We start from the raw sequence: 25,595 nt of genomic DNA, 5'->3' as shown, positions 1-25,595 counted from the left end.
CCCGCGGAAACCACTCACCGGTAAAGCCCGTGTGAACGCTCAGTCGCGTTCGACCACGGTCAGTGTCCAACCACCGGCGGTTCGATCCAGCTCGGCGTTCCAGCGCTCACTCACGAGCTTGTGCAGAGCCTTCGGCGTACCCGGGTCCTTGCCGGACTCCAGCAGGTGCCGTGCGACCAGGCCGCGGGTGTGCTTGGCGTTGTGGGACACCACCGAGCGGACGCCGTCGCGTTCGCGGACCACGTTCACTGCGACCCACTTGGCCGCTTGATCACCGGTTGGGCGCCAGGCCGCGACGTACGTCGACGACCGGCAATCCACCAGCACTCCGGCGGTTTCGGCGAGTACGGCGTTCAGTGGGTCACGCCAGACCGAGGCCAGCGGTCCATGACCCGGCAGCGTCGTACCCATCGAGAGCCGGTACGGCGGAACGCGGTCCGCAGGACGCAGTGCGCCCCAGGCGGCGGAGACGACGAGCAGTCGGCTGCCGGCCCGGCGCTTGCTGCCGGCGGACAGGGTTGAGTAGCCGAGTGCGTCGTACAAGACGCCGGAGTAGAGCTCTGAGACCGGTACGGCCGGTTCGGTGCGCCAGCGGGTGTTGCGGTCCACCTCGGCCTGCAGTGATGCGCCGACACCGAGTACGTCGTACGCGTCCGACGAGGCGGAGACCTTGGCCAGCGTCTCGAGGACCTGCTCGCGGACGGGGTTGAGCTCGGGGAACGACAGCGTCTCGAAGTCGACGGCACGGCCGCGCGACCGGCCGGTCTTGCCCTCGGACGGCGGCAACAGAATCAGGGTCACGTCAGCTCGTCCAGGGCCGCCAAGTCCGCCGCAGTCGGATCCCAGCGCCCGGCCGCGACGTTCTGCTCGATCTGCTCGGGGCTGGTCGCGCCGGCGATCACCGATGCGACCGCGGGTTGTGCGGCCAGGCCGCCGATCGCGACGTCGATCAGGCTCAGATCGCGCTCGGCCGCGAAGGTCTCCAGCGCCTCGATCCGGTCGAAGTCAGCGCGGGCCAGCCGCTCGGGCTGGCTCGCCAGGCGGGCGCCCTCGGGTGCGTCCGCGCCGCGCTTGTACTTGCCGCTGAGCAGACCTGCGGCGAGCGGGAAGAACGGCAGGATGCCGAGACCGAGGTGTTCGCAGGCAGGCACCAGCTCGTCCTCGATCTCACGGTCCAGCAGGGAGTACCGGTTCTGGGCGCTGATGAAGTGCTCGAGACCGTTCGTCCGCGCGGTCCAGTCCGCGTCCACCACCTGCCAGGCCGCGAACTGCGAGCTGCCGATGTACCGAACCTTGCCCTCGGCAACGAGCTCCGACAACGCCGCGAGGGTCTCCTCGATCGGCGTCACCGGGTCGGGGAAGTGCAGCTGGTACAGGTCGATCCAGTCCGTCCCGAGCCGCTGCAGGCTGGACTCGACCGCTCGGCGGATATACCGGCGGGAGCCGCGGACACCCCAGTCCGGACCGTTGACACCGTGCATGTCGCCGCCGAACTTGGTCGCGATCACCACCTGGTCGCGGCGGCTGCCGAGCGCCTCGCCGAGCAGTTCCTCGCTCCGTCCGGGCTCGCCACCGTAGACGTCGGCGGTGTCGAACAGCGTGATCCCCGCGTCCACCGCAGCATTCACCACAGCGTCCGTCCGGGCCGCGTCGATGCGCCCACCGAAGTTGTTGCACCCGAGCCCGACCACGCTGACGGTGAGGCCCGAGTCACCCAACTGCCGGTACTCCATCTCACTCATGTACTCAGACTAGTCACCGCATAGAGTGGCGGGCATGCCGAGCCTCACCGTCGCCGGCGCCCGCACTCGGGCCGCCGCGCTCTCCGTCCAGTCGTACGACGTCGATCTCGACCTCACCCAGGGCGATCGCACGTTCGGGTCCACCACCACGATCAGGTTCAAGGCGTCGGCTCCGACGACCTGGCTGGACGTGAAGCCCGACGAGCTGATCTCGGTCACCCTGAACGGTACGGCGGTCGACGTGGCGGGCCTCAACGACGGACGCCTCGAGCTGACCGACCTGCAGCCCGACAACGAGCTGACCGTGGTCGCGAGCATGCTCTATTCGCACGACGGCGAGGGTCTGCACCGCGCGGTCGACGCTGCGGATGGACTGGCCTACACCTACGCGATGTCGTTCCTGGACGCCGCGCCCCGGATCTTCGCGTGTTTCGACCAGCCTGACCTCAAAGCGCCGTACCGGCTGAAGGTGACTGCACCTGAGGACTGGCTGGTGCTGGGCAACGGCGCCGCCACCCAGGTCTCGCCCGGTCGGTGGGAGCTGGCCGAGACGCAGCCGCTGTCGACGTACTTCGTCACTGTCGTGGCCGGGCCGTACCACCAGATCACCGACTCCCACGACGGCATCCCGCTCAGCGTGGTGTCGCGGCAGTCGCTGAAGGACGCGCTCGAGCGCGAGGCCGAGGACATCTTCACGGTCACCAAGCAGTCCTTCGACGAGTACCACCGGATGTTCGCGGTGCGGTACCCGTTCGGCGAGTACCACCAGGCGTTCGTGCCCGAGTTCAACGCGGGCGCCATGGAGAACCCGGGCTGTGTGACGTTCCGCGACTCGATGGTGTTCCGGTCCGCGGTGACCGACGGCGAGCGCAGCCAGCGGGCCCGGACGATCGTGCACGAGATGGCGCACCAGTGGTTCGGCGACACCGTGACGATGAAGTGGTGGAACGATCTCTGGCTGAACGAGTCGTTCGCCGAGTACATGGCGCACCGGGTGTCGACGGCCGCGACCCGGTACGCCGACAACTGGATCGACTTCGCCTACATGCGCAAGTGGTGGGGGCTGCAGGCCGACCAGCGGTCCTCGACGCACCCGGTCGCGGCCGACGCGGTGAAAGACGCGCTCGCGTCGCTGGACGACTTCGACGGCATCTCGTACGCGAAGGGCGCGGCGGTGCTCAAGCAGCTCGCGGCCTACCTCGGTGACGACGTGTTCCTGGCCGGCGTCAACGCGCACATCGAAGCGCACAAGTTCGGCAACGCCACCTTCGCCGACCTGGTCGCGAAGTGGACCGAGGCCGGCGCGGTCGGCCTGGACGACTGGGCCCAAGACTGGCTGCGGACGCCGGGCGTCGACACGATCAGCGCCGAGCGCACCCGGACCGGCGTCATCCTGCACCGGGTCGCACCGGACGCCTACCCGGCTTCACGACCGCACAAGCTGACCGTCGGCGGGTACGACGCGAACGGCCGCGGTACGACGGTCGACGTACTGCTGGACGGGGACAACGTCGAGGTCCCGCTCGACCCGTCGGTCGAGGTGATCATCCCGGACGCCGGTGACGACACCTGGGCCAAGATCCGGCTCGACATCGAGAGCCTGGTCAAGCTGTCGTCGGTGCTGCCGAAGATCGAGAACGGCGTGACGCGGGCCGTCGCGCTGAACAGCCTCCGGGACGCGATCGCGGACGCGGAGCTGGATCCGCAGCTCGGCTTCGACGTCGTGCTCGAGCTGCTGGCGACCGAGGACAGCGACATTGCCGTCGACACGATGCTCAACTGGGCGAGCACGCATCTGCTCGGCGTCTACCTGCCGTACGAGCCGCAGCGCGGTCAGCTGGCGGACGTGCTTGCGAGGCGGCTGGAGACCGCTGGGAGCAGCGTCCAGCTTGCCGTGGCTCGGGGCTATGCGCGGTTCAGCGACGACGCCGATCGGCTCAAGGGCTGGCTTGCGGGTGACGGCGTACCCGAGGGGTTGGCGATGGACGCAGACCTGCGCTGGTCCGTGCTCCTGCGGCTGGCGCGGCTCGGTGCCGTCGGCGACGCGGAGATCGACGCCGAGCTCGAGCGGGACTCGTCGTCGGAAGGGCTCGTGCATGCGACCCGGTGCCGCGCGGCGTTGCCGACGGCCGAGGCCAAGGAGCGGGCCTGGGCGCAGATCATGACCGACGCCGACATCGCGAACTACGAGCTGTACGCGGCCTGCGAGGGGTTCTGGCACCCCAGTCAGGCCGAGGTCACCGCGCCGTATGTCGACCGGTATTTCGCGGAGATCGCGGGCACCGAGAAGCTGCGGACCGGGTGGGTCGTCGCAACCAGCGCGAAGAGTGCGTTCCCGCGGTTCGCGGTCGAGCAGCGGGTTGTCGACCGCGCCGCCGACCTGGTCGCGGACGAGTCGGTCGCGGCGGGCATCCGGCGGTCGGTCGGAGACGGTATGGACGACCTGAAGCGTGCACTTGCGGTGCGATCGGCGTACGGCAACTGACGTACTCGGTCGCGATCACACCGTGTTGTGACTAGTGTGACTGATGTGATCACCAGGACCCTGGTGACCAGGCAAGATGTGATTTCGTGACGTAACCTCCACAATGACCGGGCGGCACGGCGCGCCGGTCTTGGTCAGGCCCAGCGTCCGGGAGAGACTGTCTAGAACCGCACAGGAGAACAAAGGCAATGCGCGAGGCGAGGCTCGTCGGTCTGAGCCAGGATGGCAAGCAGCTCATCCTGGCGCTGGCAGAGACGGGTGAGGAGTTCGCCGTTCCGGTCGACGACCGGTTGCGTGCGGCCCTCCGCGGCGACCGTGCCCGACTCGGCCAGCTGGAGATTCAAATGGAGAGCGCCCTGCGCCCACGAGACATCCAGGCTCGTATCCGCGCCGGCGAAAGTCCCGAGGCGGTCGCGGCCGTCGCCCAGATGCCGATGGAACGCGTGATGGCGTTCGCCGGCCCGGTCCTCGCCGAGCGGGACCACATCGCCAACCTCGCCCAGCGTGCCTCCGTCCGCCGTCGCGGTGGTGGCGACGCACCGACCCGCAACCTCGGCGCCTGGGTGACCGAGCGGCTTCGTATCCGCCAGGTAGACCCCACATCGGCCGAGTGGGACGCCTGGCGCCGCGACGACGGCCGATGGGCCGTCCGCGTCTCCTACTTCGTCGAGAGCGACGACGACGCAGAGCAGAAGGACGAGAAGGTCGCCATGTTCGCGTACGACGCTCCCGGTCGTTACGCGGTCCCGGACGACGACGAGGCCCGCTGGCTGGTCGGCGAGCAGGCTCAGGTGCTGGCTCCCCCGGTTCAGCCCACGCATCAGCCCGGCGAGCGGCGGTTGACCGCGGTCGCGGACATCGATCTGTCGCTGGCTCCGGACCATGGTGCGGACAGCTACGAAGCCGGCTTCGAAGACACCGTCAGCTTGCCGCGACGCAACCACCCGGCCGCGCGAGAGACTCCACGCGAGCCCGTGCGCGAGGCGAACCGCGAGCCGTTCGGAGGTCGGGACGCCGAGCGCGGTCCGCGCCGTGTGCATTCGGTGCCGAATCCGGATGAAGAGCCGACCCTGATCGACGTACCGATCGAGCAGCCACCAGCCCTGCGGCCGTCGGTGCGTGCGGTCGAGCGCCCCACCCAGCCGCCCGCCGAGACCGCGCCGTTCACCCCGCCCGAGGAGCGCGCAGCCGACCCCTTCACCGAGCGCCGCACCGCTCAGGCCGCACAACCCACAGAGTCGGCACCGGAGCCAACGCCGCCGGCAGAGCCCGCTCCCGAGCCGGCCGCGAAGGCGTCAACCGCTGAGCCCACGGCCGTCGAAGAACCTGCGGCGGTTGCTGAGCCCGAGGCCGCAACTCCCGACGAGCCGAAGAAGAAGGCGGCCAAGCGGGGATCCAAGCGTGCGAGCGTCCCCAGCTGGGACGAGATCATGTTCGGCAAGAAAGCCGACTAGCACCAGCCGCCCTAGTCCTTCGGTTTTTGGCTTTGTTCTTTGAGGGTGGACAGGGCTTGTTCGGCGGCCTGGTGGGCTGTGGTCAGGGCTGCGATGTGGTCGGCGGAGGCTTGTTTCAGGTCGGCTAGTTGGGTTTGGTGGTCTGCGCGGAGCTGGTCTCGGTCGGCTCGATGTTCGGCTCGGAGGGACTCGAGCTCGGTGCGGTGTTGATCGCGTAGGGCTTCGAGGCCGGCCCGGTGCTGGTCGCGGTCCTGTCGGACCTCGGTCCGGAGCTCCTCGGCAGTTTGCTGGGCGGCGTTGCGGTCGGCCTCGGCAGATGCCTGGGCGAGGCGAGCGGCCTCAGCCTCGGCACGTGCCTGCTGGACCTCCTCCTCGGCGGCGTTCCGGACTTGACGCAGCTGCTTTTCGGTTGCGGACTGCAGCTCGAGGACCTGCGCTTCCGCGGAATGCTGGATGCGCTCAATCTCAGCGGCAGCTTCTGCGCGGGCCGATTCAGCCGCCGCGCGTGCCTGCTGGGCCTCCTCCGCGGCCAGTGACGCGGTCTCGGTTGCCGCAGTGGTCTCGGCACGCGCCAGCTCGAGGGCCGCGACGGCATCCTGGGCTGCTGCGTCGGCCTCGTCGCGGGCGTCTTCCGCTTCGGTGACCTGGTGCTCGGCCTGCCGGCGACGTCGTTCCTCGTCTCCACGCTGCCGCTCGACCTCGGCGAGCTGGGCCCGTGACGCGGCCTGCACCTGCTCGACCTCGGCCGCCACCGCCTGCGCATCGCCGTACGCCTGGACCGACTCGACGATCCCGCCCAGGAACACCCGCAACTGCTCGAGCTCGCGCGGCAACCCCAGCATCTGCTGCTCCAGCGTGATCCGCGCCGCCGTCACCGGTCCGACCACCGCGCGCGGCGCGTCCGACGAATCGGTCGCTCCCCCACCGACGATGCCGCCCGGCGTCTCCTGCCGCTTCTTGGCGGCCCAGGCGCTCGCCTTGTCGTGAACGACCCGTCGGCCATCCTCCGTCGGGCCTTCCTGCCCGCAGTACTTCGACGGACGCCCCGGTTTGCCGGGGTCGACCTGCTTCGGGTTCGGGCAGTCCACTCCCGGGAACTCGCACAGCCGCTGCCGCGCCCGCGAGATCACTTCAGCCTCAGTCGTCGTCACGATCCCACTCTAGTCCAGTTTCGTACCTAAAGTCATTCGTTAAGTTCGGTTTTGTCTCGTCATTTTATACTAAACTTTACCAATCTAAAGTGACGCATAATCCCCGTTATGCGCTAGTGTCGCGCTGTGGATGAACCTGCGGTGGAGTCAGCTTTGGTCGACCCGGCGACGGGTCCCCGACCGGATGCGGCCACGGAAGCCGCCGTACGACGGACGCTCGGCACCCGCCGGCCACTGGGCGCCGACCGATCGGCAGAACTGGTCGACCGACTGGACCTGCTGGCCGAAGCCCTCACCCCGGAGTTGGCTGGGCTGGTCGTGCTCTGGCTCGGTGGGACGCGCCGCGCCAGCGCACAAACGCGCATCACGTACGCCGACGACGTGCTGCTGTGGGCCGACTGGGCTCGTCGTGAGCTCGGGCGGGAGCGGTTCGCGCTCGACCTGCACCGTGCCGAGATCACGCTCTGGGTGACCCACCAGCAGGACGCCGGGGCTGCGAGCGCCTCGATCGCCCGGCGGCTGTCGTCGCTGTCCAGCCTCTACCGGTACGCCGCGGGCTGGGGGCTGCCGGTGGTCAGCCCGATCTCCGACGACGACCACCGGCCCAAGTTCCACCGCGGCCGGCGCGCGACCTCCGCGCGGGTCCTCGACCACGAAGAGATCGCGGCCATGCTGGCCGTGGCGTACGACGTCCGCGATGCACTGATAGTCGGCCTGCTCTACACCGACGCGCTGCGCGTCTCCGAGATGTGCGCCGCCAACGACGACGACCGGCAGGACGAAGGTCGGCGTGCCTGGTTAGTCGTCACCCACAAAGGAGGCAAGCAGGTCCGGGTGCCGCTCGACCCGACCGTGGCCGAGCTCCACGACGCCTACCGCGCCATCCGGCCGGTGTGGACCGGTGCAGGACCAGCACCACTCATCACCGACGCCGCCGGTCAGCGCATCGACCGTCACGACGTGACCCGGCTCCTCCACCGCCTGGCCAGAGCCGCCGGTATCCCCCGCCCCGACAAGGTCACCCCACACTCCCTGCGCGCCACCGCCATCACCGACCAGAAGCGCCGCGGCCGCCGCGCCGAGGACATCCAGAACCTCACCGCCCACGCCGACATCCGCACGGTGATGATCTACGTCGACGCCGACGACCGCGACCAGCAAGCCGCCGCCATCACCGCCGACCTCGGCCGCGTGATGGCCGCCGTACCACCCCACCTCCGACGTCCCGATCAGCTGACGTAGACGTCCAGTACGGCGAGGTGTTCGGCGATGTGCGCCGGATCGTCGAAGGAAGCCCGGAAGCTGTTGCGGGCCAGCTCGGCGAGGGTGGCGTGGTCCAGGTCGAGGTGTTCCTGGACGGCGGCGTAGTTGTCGTTGATGTACCCGCCGAGGTACGGCGGATCGTCAGAGTTGACGGTCACTACGACCCCCGCCTCGAACAACTTCCGCAGCGGGTGAGCTGCCAGCGACGGCACGACCTGCAGGGCCAGGTTCGACAACGGACAGACGGTGAGTGGCACACCTTCGTCGCGCAGCCGGGAGACCAGCTCCGGATCGGTCGCCGCCGCCACGCCGTGATCGATGCGATCGGGCCGGCAGACGTCGAGAGCCTCGCGGACGTACTCGGCGGGACCGTCTTCGCCGGCGTGAATCGTCGTGCGATAACCGCGAGCCCGCGCGGTCTCGTAGTACTCGGCGAACTTGGACGGCGGGTTGCCACGCTCCGCCGCACCCAGTCCGATACCGATGATCTGGTCGCCCCACGGCGCGATCAGGTCCAGCACCTCAAGCGCTGCGGCCTGGGTGCGATGCCGTTGGCTGGTCACCATCAGCGCGCCGTCGATGCCGAGATCCGTGCGGGCATCGGCAATCGCAGCCAGGGCGGCGTCGACCTGATCGCCGATCGGTACGCCCGCGTCGAGGAACGTCTGAACGCCGAGAAACATCTCCGTACGGCGGACGCCGTCGGCAGCGGCCCGGCGCAGATAGGCGTGGGTGAGGTCGTAGAAGTCCTGACTGCGGCGCAGGGTCGACGCGCCCTGGAACAGCAGCGGCAGGAAGTGCTCGAGCCCGGTGAAGCTGTAGGCCGCGCGCAGTTCGTCGAGGCTCGACCACGGCAGGGCGACGTCGTTGCGGGCGGCGAGCATGAAGAGCATCTCCGGCTCGAGCGTCCCTTCGAGGTGGACGTGCAGCTCGGCCTTGGGCAGCCCTGCAACGAATCCGTCGAGCATCGGTCGCCTTCCGTCGTCATCACGCCGAACCGGAGCCTAGCCGAGCGGTGGTTGACGGATCATGGACAGTTGTCCCAGATGGCGGACGATTGTTGGCAGGACGGGGCGGCTCTGCCATGATCTTCGGCATGCGAATGCTGTGTTGTTGCTGTTGTCGTCGCTGACGCGCGCCGTCTCCGGCGCACGAGGCCCTGCCCCTTTCCGTGGCCCGCCCGCCGACACAGCACTCACAGGAACTTTCCATGAATCTCCCGGCCTTCGCCGATCTGCTCGCGTCCCGTGGTCTTCGACTGCTCCCGGGGTCGTCCACCGTCCCGGTCGCGCTGCTCGTGCAGTTGCCTGACGCAACGATCGCGCGCTTCACCGCCCAGGGCACCACGCTTCGCCTGCGCCGCTACTCCCCCGACGCGCTCACCACGATCGCCATCCCGACCGAGTGCGGCTGCGGCGACCACCACCCCCAGACCGGACCGATCAGAGTCACGCTCAGCCGGTACGCCGTACCCCTCGAAGAGCACACCATCGACGGCGAGCTCCAGTACGGCTGGCAGAACCACGAGGCCGGCCTACTCCGCCTCCCAGCCGCCGCCCCCCACTTCTTCACCCTCCTCGCCGAACTCCCCACCCGCCAACTAGTCGGCGTCGCCTAACCCGGCCACCCCCAACCAACCAACCCACCCACGCACCCACCGGTCGCGGACCATCTCATGGGATATCCCATGAAAGCGTCCGTTCTCTGCCGAGAGTCCGAGGGGAGAAGGGGCCAGCTCATGGGATATCCCATGAAATGGCTGAGGGGGAGGCCGGTGCGTCAGGCGCGGAAGGGGGGTTGGGGCGGGGCGTCAGGGGCGGCGGTGGGCGGGTTGGGTGGTGTCGAAGGTTTGGCGGGCTTGCTCGACCTTCTCCAGGTTCGGGGACCAGGTCGCGAGTGAGTGGAACAGCGGGGCCAGGCTCTGGCCGAGCTCGCTGATCTCGTACTCGACGCGTGGCGGCACCTCCGGGTGGTACGTCCGGACCACCAGCCCGTCCCGCTCCAGCTGCCGCAGCCGCTGGGTCAGCACCTTGGGCGTGATCACACCGATCCGTCGCTGCAGCTCCACGAACCGCTGCCGGCCGTACTCGTTCAACGACCACAGGATCGGCGTCGTCCAGCGGCTGAAGACCAGATCCACGACGGGCGCGATCGGGCAGGCCTGGACGGGATCCGCGGCTGTGCTCTCGGTCACAAACGACCCACTTTCCTGTAGGTACCTACTATCCCAGGGCTACTAACGTCGCTCCCATGATCGTAGTCACCGGAGCAACCGGAAACGTAGGCCGCCCACTCGTCCAAGCACTCACCGAAGCCGGCGAGGAGGTGACGGCCGTTTCGCGTACGGGCGCCGCCCTCAACGGCACCACCTCCTACCAAGCAGACCTCACTCGACCCGAGACCCTGAAGCCGGCCCTCGACGGCGCCGAGGCCGTCTTCCTCCTCACCGCCGCCGACTTCCTTGCCAACGGCAATATGAACGACGTGATCGAGATCGTCCGGGCCTCTGGCGTACCGCGCGTCGTGCTGCTGTCGTCGCAGGGCGTCGGGACCAAGCGGCACCCGAGCAACCTCGAGGACGCGGTCACGCAGTCCGGCCTGGCCTGGACCATGCTCCGACCAGGCAACTTCGCGAGCAACGCCTACCAGTGGGCGGAGTCGATCCGCACCCAGCGCACCATGGCCGCGCCGTTCGCCGACGTGGCGCTACCAGCGATCGACCCGCAGGACATCGCGGAGGTCGCCGCGGCCGCACTGCGCGACGACAAGCACGCCGGCACCATCTACACCCTCACCGGTCCGGCGCCGATCTCATCCCGCCAGCAGGCCGAGGTGATCGGACGGGTCATCGGCGAGCCGATCCAGTTCGCCGAGCTCAGCCGGGACGAAGCACGAACCCGGATGCTCGCCTACATGCCCGAGCCCGTCGTCGAGTCCACCCTCGGCGTCCTCGGTACGCCGTCCGTCACAGAGCAGCGGCCGACGGCCGACGTGTCCACCGTGCTCGGGCGACCCGCGCACACCTTCCAGGACTGGGTCAGCCGGAATCGCGCTGCCTTCGCATAACCAACGGCAGGAAGACGTCGTCGACGAGGGAGGTCAGGGTTTCGGGGGGCAGGGGTGCGCGGGTGAAGAGCATCTCGTGGCGGAGCAGGTTGGTGGGCGCGGTGAGGACGCGAGCAGGGACGTCGGCGGTGGGGATCTCGCCGCGCTCGGCCGCTCGGTCGACGATCGTCTTCATCGCGCCACTCATCCGCGTGTAGACCTCGGGATCGAAATCGGGCGCCTCGGCGAGCAGCCCGTGCACGATGTCAGGACCGAGGGTGGCGAACCGGTCTGCCATCCGCTGTAGTACGCCCAGCACGTCTCCGCGCAGGGTCCCGGTGTCCGGCAGGTCGTCGACGATCGAGCCGGTGCGATGCCGCATTGCCGCGATCACCAGGTCCGCGCGGTTCTTCCACCGCCGGTACAGCACCTGCTTGCCGGTGTGGGCCCGTGCGGCGACCGCCTCCATTGTCAGGCGCGCGTACCCCGACTCCAGGTACTCGTCCCAGGCGGCGTCAAGCAGCACTGCCTCAAGTTCGGCTCCGCGCCGCCGCTGTGTCTGCTCAGTCACTGACCCTCCCGATCAAGAGACCTTGCGTCTCTTAACGATCCGAGCCTACCCTACGGAGACAGTAAGAGACGCAGAGTCTCTAAGGGAGTTGCTCGGATGACAACCACCACCACCCCGGAGCGCATGGATCGCGCGGTCCTCACACTCGCAGCAGTCCTCGTGGTCGGCGCCCTCGCGCCGCTGCTCGACAGCACGATCGTCACAGTCGCGATCCACACCCTTGGCGCCAAGCTGCACGCCTCCGTGTCCACAGTCCAATGGGTGAGTACGGCGTACCTCCTGGCGCTGGCGATCGCGGTCCCGATCACAGGCTGGGCCGCCAACCGCTTCGGGGCCAAACGGATGTGGATCATCGCGCTGGCGCTGTTCCTGCTCGGATCCATGCTCTGCGGAGTCGCGTGGAACATCGGCTCGCTGATCGCGTTCCGCGTGATCCAGGGCGTCGGCGGTGGCCTGATGCTGCCGATCCTGCAGACGCTGCTCCTGCGCGCCGCCGGCCGCGAACGCATCGGCCGCCTGATGGCCGTCATCACGCTGCCCGCCCTGATCGGCCCGATCCTCGGTCCGGTGATCGGCGGCGTCCTGGTCGGCCACCTCAGCTGGCGCTGGATCTTCTACGTCAACGTCCCGATCTGCATCATCGCGATCGTCCTGGCGATCCGCGTCCTGAAGCCCGATCCCGCGCCGACGACTGCGGCCCTCGACGTACCCGGCCTGCTGCTCATCTCCCCTGCCCTGGCCGGCGTCATCTACGGCCTCACCCAGGTCGGCGAGTACGGCGGTTTCGGTCATGTCGCGGTCCTGGTCCCGATCGCGGTCGGCCTTCTGCTGCTCGTCGCCTTCGCCCTCAGGAAGACCGCGGAACCGCTGATCGACCTCGCCCTCTTCAAGACCAGGTCGTTCACCGCGTCGACGGCACTCCTGTTCCTGACGGGCTTCGGCCTGTACGGCGCGATGCTGCTCCTCCCGCTCTTCTACCAGCAGGCCCGCGGCACGACCGTGACCGCGGCCGGACTCCTCCTGATCCCGCAAGGTATCGGCAGCCTCCTGGCTCGAGTCGCCGGCGGCCTCAGCGATCGATTCGGCCCACGTCCGGTCGTTCTCGCCGGCATCGCCCTCACGACGCTCGGAACCATCCCGTTCGCCTTCGCGGGTACGTCGTACGCCGTGCTCGCGGTTGCACTTGTCATCCGCGGGGCCGGACTGAGTGCGGTCAACCTGGCCGTGATGGTCGGCGCCTTCCGCGATCTGACCCCGGCGCAGATCCCGCACGCGAGTAGCTCGACCCGGATCATGCAGCAGCTCGGCGGCGCGTTCGGTGCTGCGACCCTGGCGGTGATCCTGCAGAGCCAACTGCTCGGCCACGCCTCGCCGACCGCCTTCGCACACACCTTCTTCTGGGCGATCGCCTTCACCGTGATCGCGGCAGTTCCGGCCATCCTGTTGCCGGGGAAGCTGGGGTCTTGAATAAGTAACACGCTTGGTTTAACTTATCCGCGCAGTAGCTCCGGTCCGCCACCTGGAGGTTCGCCATGACCAGACGTCTGCTCGCGCGGGTCCTTCCCGCACTCCTACTCTCCAGCGTGATCGCCGTCCCGGCCGCCCACGCCGCCACGATGTATCCGAGCGGGGTCGGCGCGGACCTCGGGCCGACCCCGACCACGCTCGGCATCAAACCCGCCGCCGGCGACGATCCGGCCGGACTCCGGACCGGGACCGAGCAGGGCAAGACCTTCTGGCAGACCAACCAGGCCGCCAACACCGGCTACCTGGAGTTCGACGTCGACCGTGACTACGTCGACGAGATCGGCACCGACGATGTCCTGGTGACGGTGACCTATCTCGACGCCGGTTCCGGCACGCTCAAGCTCCAGTACGACGCCGCGAGCAACCCGCAGGCGGACGCGACCGACGTCCAGCTGACCAACACCAACCAGTGGAAGACCGGCGTCTTCTCGCTCACCGACATCGGCTTCACCAACCGCCTCGGCGACGCCGATGTCCGCGTCTTCGGAGGCAGCGGCGACATCACGCTCGCCGGCCTGCGGATCAGTACGGCGGGAGCCTCGATCCAGCTCGGCGCATCGCCGATCCAGTCCGGGATCACGCCCCGCGCGGGTGACGACGCGTCGCACCTGATCACCGGCGTTCAGGACGGACGCCCGTACTGGCAGACCGACCACACCGCACCGGCGCCGGGCACGAACTTCTTCTACATGAACATCGCCGACACCTACCTCTACGACAACCACAGCCTGGTGCTCGTCAGCATCGACTACTTCGACGAGGGCAACGGGCAGTTCGGCCTGCACTACGACTCGCCCGGCGAGACGATCCCGGAGAAGTTCAAGAACTCCGAGGTGGTCCGCTACGGCGACACGAAGACCTGGAAGACCTACACGTTCGCGTTGCCCGACGCGGTGATGACGAACCGCTCCAACGGCTCCGACTTCCGCATCCACAACGGCGACGGCGCGGTCGACCTCAAGGTCGCGGCCGTCCGGGTGGCCAAGGTCGCGACCACGCTCAACGTCACCGAGGGCCTCCTCGATCTGATCGACCAGGCAGCCCGGACCGAGAAGGCGGCGCGGGAAGGCACTCGCGACGGCCAGTTCCCGGTCGGCAGTCGGGCGACGTTCCGTACGGCGATCGATGACGCCCGCGCGGTCGCGGCGACGCCGGGGGTGACCGACGTACAGGTGAAGGCGGCGCTGCAGACGCTTCAGGCCGCGCTCGACGCGTTCACGGCCAAGGAGATCGACACCAACTTCGCACCCACTGGTACGGCGAGCGCCAGCAGCGGGACCGGCGCGACCAGCGTGAACGACCGCAACCACAACACCGCCTGGACCAGCGGTCAAGGCGACTCGTGGCTGCAGGTCGACCTCGGTAAGCCGAGGCCGGTCAACGACGTGCGGGTCGAGTGGGCGCAGTCCTACTCCCCCGACTACACCGTCCAGGTCTCGAACGACGGCACGAAGTTCACGACCGTCGGCCGCACCGGCTCACCGGGAGCGAACCAGTTCAGCATGACCCGCTTCGCCACCACCAAAGCACGGTATGTCCGGGTCGCCATGACCGGCTCCGCCGAGTTCATCGTCAAGGAGCTCGAGCTCAGGCAGTCCCCGGTGGTCACGCCGGAGCCGCACCTGGTCACGACGGTCAACCCGACCGAGGACGGCGTGATCGCGGACTTCGACGCCACCCAGTACGGCGCCGACCGCACCGGCCGGCGCGATTCCACCCAGGCGATCCAGCAGGCGATCTACGCCTGCCAGGACGCGGGCGGTGGCACGGTCTGGCTGCCGGCCGGCTCGTACAAGGTGACCGACACGATCGAGGTGCACGCGTTCTGCACCCTGCGCGGTGATCACGGCAAGGCGCCGAACTACGGAACGATCGTCATCGCCGACCTCCCGAGTGGCGACGACGGGCCCAGCCTGTTCCGCATCGGCGGCAGCGCCGGTGTCCTGGGCGTCACGACGTACTACCCGAACCAGAACGCCACGAACCCGGTCCCGTACGGCTACACCTTCGAGATCCCCGGCGGCGCCTGGATCGGCAACGAGAACTACATGATGTCGACCGTCTCCGACGTCACCATGCTGAACTCCTACCGCGGCATCGGCGTCAGCACGATGCCGAACGACCACGGCAACGCGCCCAGCTCCGGCCAGGTGCACGAGTCCACGACGATCCGCAACGTCAACGGTACGGCGCTGTTCGAGGGTGCTCGGGCCTACAACGGCGCCGATGTCGGCACCTGGGAGAACGTTGCCTTCAGCAACTCCTACTGGTCCTCCGCGCCGCGGGCCTACCAGCCACCGGCCCGTACGGCGCTCGACGCCTGGACCCGCGCCCATGGGACCGGACTGGTCCTCGGCGACCTCGAGTGGGATCAGTTCTACCGGATCTCGCTGTCCGACTATCACGTCGGTATCCACGTGGTCGCCGGCCAGCGTGCGCAGTTCACGGGCAGCTTCCTCCAGCCGGATGTACGCCGTACGGACACTGGTCTGCTCGTGGACGTGATGGACGACCGGTGGGGTATGACCCTGGCCGGCGGTCATGTGGACGGCGGGATCACCAACAATTCGGCCGGATACGTGAAGGTGACCGGGACCGAGGTCGTGGGTGCTGTGTCCGGGACTGTCCACCGGATGTCCGGCGCGGCACCGACGTACGACCAGAGGCCGCTGCCGAAGCCGGTGCAGAAGCTGTATGTCGTCGATGCTCCGCACGGTGTTGGGTATCTGCCGACCGCTGATGCGACACGTGAGGTCCAGAAGGTCCTCGATCGCGCCGGGCGTGCGGGCGGTGGGATCGTCTATCTGCCGGCCGGTTGGTATCGCATCAGCACACACCTGAGCGTGCCGGCAAAGGTGGAGCTGCGGGGTGCGTCCGCCGTACCGAACCGGGACCAGGGCGGGGCGAGCTACGGGACTGTGCTGCAGGCCTTTGAGAAGGACACGCAGACCGCTCTCATCACGCTGCAGAACCGGGCCGGTGTTCGCGGGTTGCGGGTGTTCTACCCGGAGAACAACCCGGGCAAGGCCGAGGGCGTCGTACCGTATCCGTACGCGATCCGTGGTCACGCCGGTGGGAACTACGTGATCAACGCCGGCTTCCCGAACGCCTGGGACGGGATCGACCTCAGCGGCAACGACGTCGTGGTCCGCAAGATCGCCGGCGCGTTCTTCGACCACGCGATCTCGATCGGGGCCGGACGCAACGGCCGCGTCGAAGGCGTGCTGTCGAACGGGAACGCGGTCACCCGGGTCGGCTACCAGCAGCCGTACTGGATGAACGAGGGCAACATCTTCGAGCTCGTGATCGACAAGTACATGCGTAAGACCGCGAAGATCGTCACCGTCGACGGTGCGCGCGGGCTGACGCTGCTCAATGTGTTCGCGTACGGCTTCCATGACGGTCTCGTGGTGAATTCGGGCCAGGTCGACGCGTTCAACTTGGGCACGGACAACCTCGGAGCCGACGGACACACCATCGCCGTGACCAGCGGTGACGTCGAGGCGACGAACCTGGCCCGCTACAACGGCGCCACGCTCGCCGGGCCGGCGACGCTGCACAACGTGATGGTGATCAACGTCGTCCAGCGCGCGATCAAGGTGCACGCCAACGGTCCGGGCGCGGTGACGATCGCCGGCAACGAGTCCGAGCCGGGGACGTATGAGGTCGGCGCGCAGGTCACAGTGACGGCGACGCCATCATCGGATAGCGTTTTCCAGAACTGGACCGTCGATGGGACGGTAGTTTCGACGGAGCCGTCGTACACCTTCACCGTGAGCACGGACCAGGTTCTGACCGCGAACTTCATCTAGGAGCGAGATGGCTGACGCACAACAGCACCAGGTCGCGATCGTGGGCTGCGGCATCATCGGCCGCACCCACGCGGACACCATCGCGGCCCGCCCGGACGCGACCGTGACCGCGCTCGTCGACACCGACGCCGCTGCCCGGGAGGCGCTGGTGGCCAGGCTGAAGGAGGCGGGCGAGCCGGAGCCTCAGGTGTACGACGACCTGGCCGCGGCGCTGAGTGGATCGGCCGTCACCCTGGTTGCGGTCTGCACGCCCAGCGGGACGCACGCCGCGCTGGCCGAGCAGGCGCTGAACGACAAGAAGCACGTCGTCATCGAGAAGCCACTCGATGTCGACCTGACCCGGGCCCGCCGCCTCGGTGCGGCGGCCACCCGGGCGGCCAACCAAGGCGTGGTGTCCTCGGTGATCAGTCAGCACCGGTTCGACGCAGGCAGTGCGGCGGTCAAGCAGGCGATCGACGCAGGGCGATTCGGTCAGCTCACCTCGTCCGTCGCGACGGTTGCCTGGTGGCGCAGCGACGAGTACTACGCGTCTGCCGGCTGGCGTGGGACCTGGGCGCAGGACGGTGGTGGCGCACTGATGAATCAGGGCGTGCATACCGTTGACCTGATGTTGTGGTTCATGGGTCGGCCGGTCAGCATTCAGGCTCAGGCGTTGCGAGCCGCGCACCACGCGATCGAGGTCGAGGACACCGTGGTCGCGACGATCACGTTCGAGTCCGGCGCGGTCGGGACGCTGCACGCTACGACCGCTGCGTTCCCGGGCGGACGGACGCGGGTGTCTGTCCACGGCACCGAGGGTGGCGCCGAGATCGAGGACGACCTGCTCAGCCGGCTGAACGTCGACGGCGCGAAGGAAGATGCCTCGACGGACGTGGGCGAGCCGGGCGGCCACAAGGCCCAGTACGACGACATCCTCGGCGCGATCGCGGGCGGCCAGCAACCAGGCATCACTGTCCAGGACGCCATCGACGCCCTCGCCACGGTCCGGGCCGTCTACATCGCGTCCACTCTCCAACGCCCGGTCAAGTTCCTCGACGTCCTCGAAGGCCGCTACGACGACGTAGAGGTCTCCCGAGGCATCGGCCTCCCCCCGAACTAACCCAGAACCAGGGCGTCCCGTCCACCCCCTCCCAAACCCGGGCGGGACGCCCTCACCTCTTACTCGCCCGGGGCCCGGTTGTTCAGGATGCGTTGGTAGAGATTGCAGTCATTCCAGGCGCCGCCGGTGTGGAGGTAGGTGGGAGCTGTGCCGTACTGGATGAAGCCGGTACGGCGAAGCACTGCTTGGGAGGCGGTATTGGTGACTACCGTGCTCGCGGCGAGGCGGTGCAGTTTGAGCTCCTGGTCAGCGATCTCGGCGACCGCCTCGACTGCTCGAGTCATCAGTCCGCGCCCGACGGCGTCCGCGGCGAGCCAGTAGCCGACGTCCGCGTTCCGGAAGGCTCCGGGCACGAGATCGTTCAGCGTGATCGTTCCCGCGACCCGATCACCCTCGACCAGCAGCCACGGCACGACCTGCCCGTTCTTGTACCTCTCGAGCGCCCTGGCCAACTTCTCGCGCTGACCGGCGGCCGTGAACCAGTTGTCCGGCCGGACCGGCTCCCACGGAGACAAGTGGTCCCAGTTCTGGACATAGGCATCGGCAAGAGCTTGGGCATCATCAAGAGTGGCGATCCGGAGTTCGATCTCCGGGGTCAGCGAGCGGGGTGAAATCACTTGGGCAGCCTACGTGCCTGACTCGAGCCGGAGACTCGCGGTGTGAACGCGTCATGGAAGATCGTCGACGCGGCACCGACGGCCGCCGCGTCCGTCTGCAGCATCGACTCCTCGACCGCCACCGGCCGCGTCTCCCGCGCCACCGGGTGCGAGTTCACCGCACGCCCGATCTCGCTCAGGAAGATCTCCGAGATCTCCTTACCGAACGCCGGTCCACCAAGCACCACGAGATCGATGTCGAGCAGATCGACCAACCCGACGGCACCCTGTCCGACCACCCGCGCCACCTGTGTGACTGCCTTGACCGCAGCCTCGTTCCCATCGGCCGCGGCCTTACAAACGGCCCGGTACCGCTTGGCCTCATCGGTCGCGCCTGGGTCGGTCTCGACGTACCCGAACTCGGCGGCGATCACCGGGAGCGAAGCGGTCGGGTTGCACTCGGGCACCATCCGCGGCCCGTTCACGCCGTCCCACTCCCCCATCCGCAGCGCCGCGATCTGGCCGAACTCGCCGGCGTTCGCCGTACCACCGCGGTAGATCGAACCGTTCAGGATCAGGCCGCTGCCGACGCCCGTGCCGAGATAGAGGTAGGCAAAGTCGCGAGCCCGGGCCGAGCGGCCGATCCAGCGCTCGCCGATCGCGGCCGCCGTACCGTCCTTCTCGACCAGGACCGGGTGATTCAGCCGCTGCTGCAACAGTTGCCGGATCTTCAGCCCGCGCCAGGCCGGCTGCAGCGGTAACGCCAGCAACGATCCGTCCGCATCGATCGGACCCGGTACGGCGACGCCGACACCGAGCATCGAATCGAGATCGATCTGGCTGATGCTGAGCGCCGCGGTCACGGTCGCCGCGGTCAGATCGACCAACCTGTCGGCCTCGAGATCATCGGCAAGGTCGACGGTCTCCCGCCGGACGATCGTGCCGTCGAGGTCGACCACCGCGACCGTCAGCAGCTCAGGGTCGATGTGGATGCCGACCGCGTGCGCCGCCTTGGAGCGCAGCCGCACCGGGGTGCGCGGCTTGCCCAGCCGTTCGGCGCGCTCCTGCGCCTCCTCCACGAGCAGCCCTTGCTGCAGGAGGATGCGCAGGATCCGCGACACCGACTGCTGGGTCAGACCGGTCCGCCGGGAGATCTCGGTCCGGCTGATGATGCCGGCCAGCCGGATCGTCTCGATGATCACGGCCTCGTTGAACGACCCCAAGTCGTACTGGTTCGCGCCCGCGCGCTGCACCTCGACCAACTGGTCACCTGAGTCGTCCATTGCACCTCCCCGTCATGTCCCGATTAGCCGCGATCGTACTGCCGAAGCCTCGCCGTCACAGCGCCGTCACGGTGCTTCGAGCGCGCCGTCGATCCGTCGTACGCCGGCCGCCCACTCGTCGTGCCCGGACAGTTGCGCCGGATAGCGGGCCGCGGCCTCCAGATCGAGATCGATTCCCCAACCGGGCGCCTCGTTCGGGCGCAGCCAGCCGTCCTCGATCCGCAGCGTGCCGGGGAAGACCTCGTACGTCGCCTCGTTGTACAGATGCCCCTCTTGGATGCCGAAGGCAACTGAACTCACGTCGAGCGCGACGTTCGCGGCGGCGCCGATCGGCGACGTGTCGCCCGGCCCGTGCCACGCCGTCCGCACCCCGGAGATCTCGGCGAGGTCGGCCAGCTTCCGCGCCGGCGTCAGTCCCCCGATGTCCGAAACATGCGATCGAATGAAGTCGACGCCACCGTCGCGGATCAGCCGGACCGCGTCACCGAACGACGTGGTCAGCTCGCCGACGGCCAGCGGCACCGGCGACGCGGCCCGCACCTCGGGCAGCCGGTCCCACAGCTCCGGCGCCAGCACATCCTCGAGGAAGAACAGCCGGTACTCCTCGAGCGACCGGGCCAGCAGCACGGCCTCCTTCGGCGTCAGCCGCGAGTGAACGTCGTGCAGGAGCTCGATGTTGTCCGGCAACGCCTGCCGGGCCTCGGCGAACAGCTCGGGCGTCGTCCGCAGGTAGTCCCGGGCGGACCAGCCGTTGTGGTACGGCGCATCCGGGTAGAGCGTGGGCACGCGGGGTGCGCCGTACCCGCCGCCGCCCGGAGTCGACATCTGCAGGCGGATGTGCCGCCAGCCCTGCGCGATCAGCTTCTGCGCGTGGTCGATGGTCTCGTCGATCGTCCGGCCGCTCGCGTGGATGTACGTGTCGGCGGCCGCGCGGACCTTCCCGCCGAGCAGCTCGTACACGGGCATCCCGGCGCGCTTGCCGGCGATGTCCCACAGCGCCTGGTCGATACCCGAGATCGCGTTGTTCGTCACCGGTCCGCCACGCCAGTAACCGGAGTACCCGGCCAGGCGGGTCAGGTCGCCGATGTCACCCGGGTACCGGCCGATCAGCAGCCGGGCGAGGTGCTCGTCGACGAACGTCTGGACGGCCTTCCACCGCTGGGTGAAGGTCGCACAGCCGAGCCCGTACAGCCCGGGCTCGGTCGTGTCGATCTTCACCACCACCAGCGGAATCCCCTGCGGTGCGGTGACAATCGCCTGCACCGAACGGATCCGTACGTCGTCCCGGACGGGCCATGGCTGGTCGAACGTCGACGGCATGGTTCAAAGCTCCAAATCAAGGGTGGGTAGGTCGAGCTCGTGCTGAGCCTCGAAGCCCAGCACGGTCCTGGCCGCGGTCAGGTCGAGTGGAACCTCACGCCCGGAGAACCGCCGCGACCGCGGCACGTCCGGGGCGAACTTGTCGAGCAGTGCTTCGGTCTCGTACGGCGCCATCGTGGTGCCCGCGGCAACGAAGAATACGTGCGCCCCGGACAGCGGTGCGGTCAGGCCGAGCTCGATCGCGTACGCCGAGTCCCGGGTGTCCAGGTAGCTCCACGCCTCCCGCAATCCGCCGGCCGGATTCTTCCGTGCGTTGGCCGCCAGCCGGTCGAGCACGTCGGGCGAATTCACGTGCGGGAAGCGGAAGGCGACCACGTCGATCCCCCACCGCCGCCACGCCATCCGAGCCGTGTTCTCGTCGTTCTGCTTCGACAGCGAGTACGGATCGGCGACGTCGGACGCCGCCTGCTCGTCCCAGGGGAAGTACGGCGGGGTGATCTCGTGCGGGTTGAACGGGACCCCGGTCGCATTGATGCTGCTCGCGATCACGGCCCGGTCGATGCCCAGCGCCCCTGCCTGGTGGAGCACGTTGAACGTCGACACGACATTGATGGTGTAGACGTCGTACGGCGTCCCCGCCGACGGGTGGGCGAGAGCCGCCAGGTGTACGACGTACTCGGCGCCCTCGAGTGCTCGCGCCACGTCGGTCTCGGAGCGGGTGTCGCCGATCAGGACGCGATCGGCTTTCAGGTCCGGGTGCTCGACGTTCGACAACGCCGTCACCCGGGCGCCCAGCTCGTTGAGATGCTGGACCGTCTGCAACCCGATCCGGCCGGCGGCCCCCGTGACCAGCACCCGCCGGCCGTTCAAATCCGTCACTCTTTAATTCCTCCTGCCATTCCCACGCCCTTCAGGAACTGCTTCTGGAATACCAGGAACAGGACCACAGGTATCAGAACGGCGAGGAAAAGGGCACTCATTTGCAGTGAGATCTCCGTCGTCTTGGCCACCCGCGGCAGGGCGACCGAGATCGGCTGGAGCTTCGGGTCCGGCAGCACCAGCAGCGGCCAGAGGTAGTCCTTCCAGGAACCGATCACGGTCAGCAGGGCGACCACACCGACGATCGGCTTCGACAGCGGCAGGATCAGCGAGGTGAACAACCGTAGGTTGCTCGCGCCGTCGATCCGGGCGGCCTCGATCAGCTCCCGCGGGATCGAGTCGAAGTACCGCTTCATCACCAATACATTGAACGCGCCCGCCGCCGACGGCAACCACACCGCCCAGAACGTGTTCTGCAGGCTGATCCCCAGCAACGGCATCTTCAGCACCGTCATGTACAGCGGGACCAGCGAGATGACACCGGGGAGGAACAGGGTCGCCAGCACCGCCCCGGTGATGATCGGGCCCCACTTCGGCCGCAACACGCTCAGCACGAAGGCTCCCGTCGTACAGACGAACAGCGTCGAGACCATCGAGCCGATCGCGATGAACGCGGTGTTGCCCAGGTACGCGCCGATCTGCACGCGGTTCCAGGCGTCGGGGATGTTCTTCAGCTGAATGCCCGACGGCCACAGCTGCATTGGTCCGCTGAGGATGTCCTGGCTGGTGGAGACACCGGACTTGAGCAGCCAGAGCAGCGGGCCGACACCGGCGATCAGGACGGCGATGAAGATGACCACCTGGATCGCCGGCAGACCGTAGCGGACCAGACCGCGCTGCCGGTCGGCGGTCGAGATGATTCCGCGTTCCTGAACCTCAGTGCTCATGTCGTACTCCAGCGGCGAGTGACGAAGTGGTAGACGACCGACAGTGCGCACAGAACTCCGGCGAGCAGCACACTGAGCGCGGTCGCGGCACCGAAGTCTCCGTTGACGAACGCGTACCGGTAGATCAGCAGCAGGACCGTCATGGTGGCGTTGTTCGGACCACCGCCGGTGAACAGGAACGGCTCGGTGAACACCTGGAACGTCCCGATCAGCTGCAGCAGCATCATGATCAGGATGATTCCCCGGATCTGCGGCAGCGTGACGTGCCAGACCCGGCTCCAGATGCCGGCCCCGTCCAACTCGGCCGCCTCGTACAACTCCGTGCGTACGCCGGTCAGCGCCGCCAGGTAGATGATCGAGGTCGCGCCCGCACCGGCCCAGGTCGCCTCGAGCACGATGGCAGGCATCGCCAGACTCTGCGAGTTCAGCCAGGCGAACGGCCCGATCCCGAACCAGCCGAGGATCGAGTTGAAGACGCCCGACGTACTCGGGTCGTAGAAGAACGTCCACAACAGGATCGCGGCCACCGGCGGTACGACGGCCGGCAGGTACGAGAGCACGTTGTACAGCCAGCCGGTCTTGCGCAGCTCGCTGATGAACACGGCCAGGAACAAGGGCACCGGGAAACCGAAGATCAGGGCCAGGAAGGCGAAGTACAGCGTGTTGAGCGCCGCCTGCGGAAGCTGCGGATCGGTCAGCACGTAGCTGAAGTTCGACCACCCGACCCACTCGGCCGGAGCGACCAGGTTGTTCTTCTGGAAGCTGAGCACCAGTCCGCGGACGATCGGACCCCAGGAGAAGTACAGGAAGATCAGGACCAGGGGCAGGGCGAAGAAAATGGCGCTCAGCCCGCCGGAGCGATACCAGGTGACCAAAGATCGAGCACCGCTCCGGCCGGACCTACTTGATGTTTGCTGGAACATGGCGGCTACCGCGCGAGGCGTGCGTCGATCTTCGAGGCGGTGTCACTCAGTAGCTTGTCGATGTCCGCATCCTTCTTGGTCAGCACCTGCTGGACGACCGGGTCGAGCAGCGAGTAGACCTCCTGGCCCTTGTTCGACGGCTCGGGCAGCAGCTTGAGCGACGTGGTGGAGTCGATGTAGCCCTGGAACTGCTTGACCGGGACGTTCACGTACGGCTCACGCCACTTGTTGAACTGGTCGTAGGTCGCCTGGCTCAGCGGGCTGATGCCCGGGCGGCCGACGAAGCCCTTGTCCGCGATCGAGGTCTTCGCGTCCTGCACCGCGACCGACTCGGTCGTGTACTTGTCGAACTGGTCGAACTTGATCCACTTCAGCGCGGCGACGACCTCGTTCTTGGTCGCCTTCGGGCTGATCATCTTCAGCGAGCCACCGGTCAGCGTCCCGTACGGGCCACCGTCCTGCGGCAGGGCGCCCTCACCGAAGTCGGCGGGCTTCATGGCGAACTGCTTCACGCTCATGTCGTAGGCGTCCGGCGCCTGCAGGACCATGCCGATCTTGCCGGCCGCGAAGTCCTGGCGGACCTCCTCCTGGTTGTACAGGAAGCGGCTGCCCATCGAGTTGTCGGTCCAGCGCATGTCCTTGAGCAGCTGCAGCGCCTTCTTGGTCGGCGCGTCGTTGAACGTCGACTTCTTGCCGTCCGCGCTCTCGACGGTGCCGCCCATGCTGTAGGTCATCGTGGTCAGCATCCAGCCACCGGTGTTGTTGGTGGTGAGCTGGGCGTAACCCGCCTTACCGGTCTTCTCCGAGATCTGCTTGGCGTACTGCCGGACCTCGTCCCAGGTTGTCGGCGGCTTGTCCGGGTCCAGCCCGGCCTCGGTGAACAGCTTGCGGTTGTAGGCCAGGCCCACGGAGAACACGTCGGTCGGTACGCCGTAGATCCGGCCGTTCGCGTCCTGGACGATCTTCAGGACGTTCGGGTTCAGGTCCTTGGTCAGGTCGACCAGCTTCAGCTCGTCGGTGATGTCCGGCAGCTGCTTGTTCGGGATCATGTTGGCCGGCTCGGTGAAGCTGATGTTCATCACCGTCGGCAGCGTCCCGCCCGCGACCTGCGCCTGGAAGGTCTGCGCCTGCCAGCTGGTCTCGGTCGACTTCACGGTGATGTTCGGGTTCTTGGCCATGAAGTCTTTGATCTTCTGGTCGAACGCCTTGATGTCGTTCGGCTTGTCGGGGGTCGGGCGGTCCCCGATCGTGATGGTGACCGGCGCGTTCTGGTCGATCGCGCCGCTCGCGCCACCTGACGGCGCATCGTCCTTGGCACACGCTGCCACGCTCGCGAGCACCAGGCCGGCGAGTCCCAGCCCGGCGGCCCACCTGTTCACTCTCGTCATCGGAACTCCTCGGTTTCCTGATGCCGCCGATGTGCTCTGAGCCACACACCGGCCAAGTCCCGAGTAAGTTAAACCAAGCGTGTTACTAATTCAATGCCTAGACGGCATCAAATTGGAGGAGCGCTTTCGCACCCCGCTCAGACAGTCCACAAGTCATCCCCAGGCCGGTC

The 25,595-nt window shown here is 67.9% G+C and carries 21 protein-coding genes; 8 read left to right on the top strand and 13 right to left on the bottom strand.

Features of this window, described 5'->3' with window-relative positions; translation table 11 throughout:
• Window positions 1-39 precede the first annotated feature (39 nt).
• Complete coding sequence (locus ACWF4Z_RS02780) at window positions 40-801, bottom strand: YaaA family protein (RefSeq protein ID WP_452241187.1); 762 nt, start codon at window positions 799-801, stop codon at window positions 40-42.
• Window positions 798-1,742 carry an aldo/keto reductase gene (locus ACWF4Z_RS02775; protein WP_452241186.1) on the bottom strand — a complete coding sequence of 315 codons (945 nt, stop codon included), beginning with the start codon at window positions 1,740-1,742 and terminating at the stop codon, window positions 798-800. The genes ACWF4Z_RS02780 and ACWF4Z_RS02775 overlap by 4 nt, the downstream gene beginning before the upstream one ends.
• Window positions 1,743-1,776: 34 nt before the next feature.
• Here ACWF4Z_RS02775 and pepN point away from each other — a divergent pair, with 34 nt between their 5' ends.
• Window positions 1,777-4,227: an aminopeptidase N gene (gene pepN, locus ACWF4Z_RS02770; protein ID WP_452241185.1), complete on the top strand. Its 2,451-nt coding sequence runs from the start codon at window positions 1,777-1,779 to the stop codon at window positions 4,225-4,227.
• A gap of 188 nt (window positions 4,228-4,415) precedes the next feature.
• Window positions 4,416-5,681, top strand: a complete 1,266-nt coding sequence (gene sepH, locus ACWF4Z_RS02765; protein ID WP_452241184.1) for a septation protein SepH — start codon at window positions 4,416-4,418, stop codon at window positions 5,679-5,681.
• An 11-nt stretch (window positions 5,682-5,692) separates the two neighbouring features.
• Here the strand turns inward: sepH and ACWF4Z_RS02760 are convergent, their stop codons facing one another.
• The gene (locus tag ACWF4Z_RS02760) at window positions 5,693-6,832 is read right to left on the bottom strand and encodes a hypothetical protein (RefSeq protein ID WP_452241183.1); all 1,140 of its coding nucleotides are present in this window, start codon (window positions 6,830-6,832) and stop codon (window positions 5,693-5,695) included.
• Window positions 6,833-6,958: 126 nt separating this feature from the next.
• Here ACWF4Z_RS02760 and ACWF4Z_RS02755 point away from each other — a divergent pair, with 126 nt between their 5' ends.
• Complete coding sequence (locus tag ACWF4Z_RS02755; RefSeq protein ID WP_452241182.1) at window positions 6,959-8,074, top strand: tyrosine-type recombinase/integrase; 1,116 nt, start codon at window positions 6,959-6,961, stop codon at window positions 8,072-8,074.
• Here ACWF4Z_RS02755 and ACWF4Z_RS02750 read toward each other — a convergent pair.
• A complete protein-coding gene (locus tag ACWF4Z_RS02750) occupies window positions 8,062-9,063 on the bottom strand; it encodes an adenosine deaminase (protein ID WP_452241181.1) in 1,002 nt (333 codons plus the stop codon). The two genes, ACWF4Z_RS02755 and ACWF4Z_RS02750, sit on opposite strands and share 13 nt — an antisense overlap.
• A 242-nt stretch (window positions 9,064-9,305) precedes the next feature.
• Here ACWF4Z_RS02750 and ACWF4Z_RS02745 point away from each other — a divergent pair, with 242 nt between their 5' ends.
• On the top strand, window positions 9,306-9,713 hold the full coding sequence (locus ACWF4Z_RS02745; protein ID WP_452241180.1) for a hypothetical protein: 408 nt from the start codon (window positions 9,306-9,308) through the stop codon (window positions 9,711-9,713).
• A 192-nt stretch (window positions 9,714-9,905) separates the two neighbouring features.
• Here the strand turns inward: ACWF4Z_RS02745 and ACWF4Z_RS02740 are convergent, their stop codons facing one another.
• The gene (locus ACWF4Z_RS02740; protein ID WP_452241179.1) at window positions 9,906-10,289 is read right to left on the bottom strand and encodes a winged helix-turn-helix transcriptional regulator; all 384 of its coding nucleotides are present in this window, start codon (window positions 10,287-10,289) and stop codon (window positions 9,906-9,908) included.
• A 56-nt stretch (window positions 10,290-10,345) separates the two neighbouring features.
• On the opposite strand from ACWF4Z_RS02740, the gene ACWF4Z_RS02735 reads away from it, so the two are divergent.
• Window positions 10,346-11,161, top strand: coding sequence for an SDR family oxidoreductase (locus ACWF4Z_RS02735; protein WP_452241178.1), 816 nt, complete (start codon window positions 10,346-10,348; stop codon window positions 11,159-11,161).
• On the opposite strand, the gene ACWF4Z_RS02730 is transcribed toward ACWF4Z_RS02735, so the two are convergent.
• Window positions 11,133-11,711 (bottom strand): TetR/AcrR family transcriptional regulator, encoded by a 579-nt coding sequence (locus tag ACWF4Z_RS02730; RefSeq protein WP_452241177.1) that lies wholly within the window; start codon window positions 11,709-11,711, stop codon window positions 11,133-11,135. The two genes, ACWF4Z_RS02735 and ACWF4Z_RS02730, sit on opposite strands and share 29 nt — an antisense overlap.
• Before the next feature lie 96 nt (window positions 11,712-11,807).
• On the opposite strand from ACWF4Z_RS02730, the gene ACWF4Z_RS02725 reads away from it, so the two are divergent.
• The 3 genes from ACWF4Z_RS02725 (at window position 11,808) to ACWF4Z_RS02715 (ending at window position 18,149) form a co-directional block, all read left to right on the top strand.
• Entirely contained in the window at window positions 11,808-13,178 is a 1,371-nt protein-coding gene (locus ACWF4Z_RS02725; protein WP_452241176.1) for an MDR family MFS transporter, read from the top strand.
• Window positions 13,179-13,243: 65 nt separating this feature from the next.
• Window positions 13,244-17,050 carry a discoidin domain-containing protein gene (locus ACWF4Z_RS02720; RefSeq protein WP_452241175.1) on the top strand — a complete coding sequence of 1,269 codons (3,807 nt, stop codon included), beginning with the start codon at window positions 13,244-13,246 and terminating at the stop codon, window positions 17,048-17,050.
• 7 nt (window positions 17,051-17,057) lie between these two features.
• Window positions 17,058-18,149, top strand: a complete 1,092-nt coding sequence (locus ACWF4Z_RS02715) for a Gfo/Idh/MocA family protein (protein WP_452241174.1) — start codon at window positions 17,058-17,060, stop codon at window positions 18,147-18,149.
• 59 nt (window positions 18,150-18,208) lie between these two features.
• Here the strand turns inward: ACWF4Z_RS02715 and ACWF4Z_RS02710 are convergent, their stop codons facing one another.
• From ACWF4Z_RS02710 to ACWF4Z_RS02680, 7 genes are all read right to left on the bottom strand, one after another.
• Window positions 18,209-18,766: a GNAT family N-acetyltransferase gene (locus ACWF4Z_RS02710; protein ID WP_452241173.1), complete on the bottom strand. Its 558-nt coding sequence runs from the start codon at window positions 18,764-18,766 to the stop codon at window positions 18,209-18,211.
• The gene (locus ACWF4Z_RS02705; protein WP_452241172.1) at window positions 18,763-20,028 is read right to left on the bottom strand and encodes an ROK family transcriptional regulator; all 1,266 of its coding nucleotides are present in this window, start codon (window positions 20,026-20,028) and stop codon (window positions 18,763-18,765) included. Before ACWF4Z_RS02705 ends, ACWF4Z_RS02710 begins: the two co-directional genes overlap by 4 nt.
• A 66-nt stretch (window positions 20,029-20,094) precedes the next feature.
• Window positions 20,095-21,348, bottom strand: coding sequence for an enolase C-terminal domain-like protein (locus ACWF4Z_RS02700; RefSeq protein WP_452241171.1), 1,254 nt, complete (start codon window positions 21,346-21,348; stop codon window positions 20,095-20,097).
• A gap of 3 nt (window positions 21,349-21,351) precedes the next feature.
• A complete protein-coding gene (locus ACWF4Z_RS02695; protein ID WP_452241170.1) occupies window positions 21,352-22,227 on the bottom strand; it encodes an NAD-dependent epimerase/dehydratase family protein in 876 nt (291 codons plus the stop codon).
• Window positions 22,224-23,114, bottom strand: a complete 891-nt coding sequence (locus tag ACWF4Z_RS02690) for a carbohydrate ABC transporter permease (protein ID WP_452241169.1) — start codon at window positions 23,112-23,114, stop codon at window positions 22,224-22,226. The genes ACWF4Z_RS02695 and ACWF4Z_RS02690 overlap by 4 nt, the downstream gene beginning before the upstream one ends.
• Window positions 23,111-23,989, bottom strand: coding sequence for a carbohydrate ABC transporter permease (locus ACWF4Z_RS02685; protein ID WP_452241168.1), 879 nt, complete (start codon window positions 23,987-23,989; stop codon window positions 23,111-23,113). Before ACWF4Z_RS02685 ends, ACWF4Z_RS02690 begins: the two co-directional genes overlap by 4 nt.
• 53 nt (window positions 23,990-24,042) lie before the next feature.
• Window positions 24,043-25,425, bottom strand: a complete 1,383-nt coding sequence (locus ACWF4Z_RS02680; RefSeq protein ID WP_452241167.1) for an ABC transporter substrate-binding protein — start codon at window positions 25,423-25,425, stop codon at window positions 24,043-24,045.
• Window positions 25,426-25,595 lie beyond the last annotated feature (170 nt).

Source organism: Kribbella sp. NPDC055071, assembly GCF_053608045.1.
The sequence above is the reverse complement of the archived record's forward strand: the minus strand, read 5'-3'. Positions and strand labels throughout refer to the sequence as shown.

What these genes read in the sequence shown, in the direction of transcription:
- ACWF4Z_RS02775 (WP_452241186.1), bottom strand. Translation starts at nt 1,742, where the DNA reads ATGAGTGAGATGGAGTACCGGCAGTTGGGTGACTCGGGCCTCACCGTC.
- pepN (WP_452241185.1), top strand. Translation starts at nt 1,777, where the DNA reads ATGCCGAGCCTCACCGTCGCCGGCGCCCGCACTCGGGCCGCCGCGCTC.
- sepH (WP_452241184.1), top strand. Translation starts at nt 4,416, where the DNA reads ATGCGCGAGGCGAGGCTCGTCGGTCTGAGCCAGGATGGCAAGCAGCTC.
- ACWF4Z_RS02750 (WP_452241181.1), bottom strand. Translation starts at nt 9,063, where the DNA reads ATGCTCGACGGATTCGTTGCAGGGCTGCCCAAGGCCGAGCTGCACGTC.
- ACWF4Z_RS02745 (WP_452241180.1), top strand. Translation starts at nt 9,306, where the DNA reads ATGAATCTCCCGGCCTTCGCCGATCTGCTCGCGTCCCGTGGTCTTCGA.
- ACWF4Z_RS02735 (WP_452241178.1), top strand. Translation starts at nt 10,346, where the DNA reads ATGATCGTAGTCACCGGAGCAACCGGAAACGTAGGCCGCCCACTCGTC.
- ACWF4Z_RS02725 (WP_452241176.1), top strand. Translation starts at nt 11,808, where the DNA reads ATGACAACCACCACCACCCCGGAGCGCATGGATCGCGCGGTCCTCACA.
- ACWF4Z_RS02720 (WP_452241175.1), top strand. Translation starts at nt 13,244, where the DNA reads ATGACCAGACGTCTGCTCGCGCGGGTCCTTCCCGCACTCCTACTCTCC.
- ACWF4Z_RS02715 (WP_452241174.1), top strand. Translation starts at nt 17,058, where the DNA reads ATGGCTGACGCACAACAGCACCAGGTCGCGATCGTGGGCTGCGGCATC.
- ACWF4Z_RS02705 (WP_452241172.1), bottom strand. Translation starts at nt 20,028, where the DNA reads ATGGACGACTCAGGTGACCAGTTGGTCGAGGTGCAGCGCGCGGGCGCG.
- ACWF4Z_RS02700 (WP_452241171.1), bottom strand. Translation starts at nt 21,348, where the DNA reads ATGCCGTCGACGTTCGACCAGCCATGGCCCGTCCGGGACGACGTACGG.
- ACWF4Z_RS02690 (WP_452241169.1), bottom strand. Translation starts at nt 23,114, where the DNA reads ATGAGCACTGAGGTTCAGGAACGCGGAATCATCTCGACCGCCGACCGG.
- ACWF4Z_RS02680 (WP_452241167.1), bottom strand. Translation starts at nt 25,425, where the DNA reads ATGACGAGAGTGAACAGGTGGGCCGCCGGGCTGGGACTCGCCGGCCTG.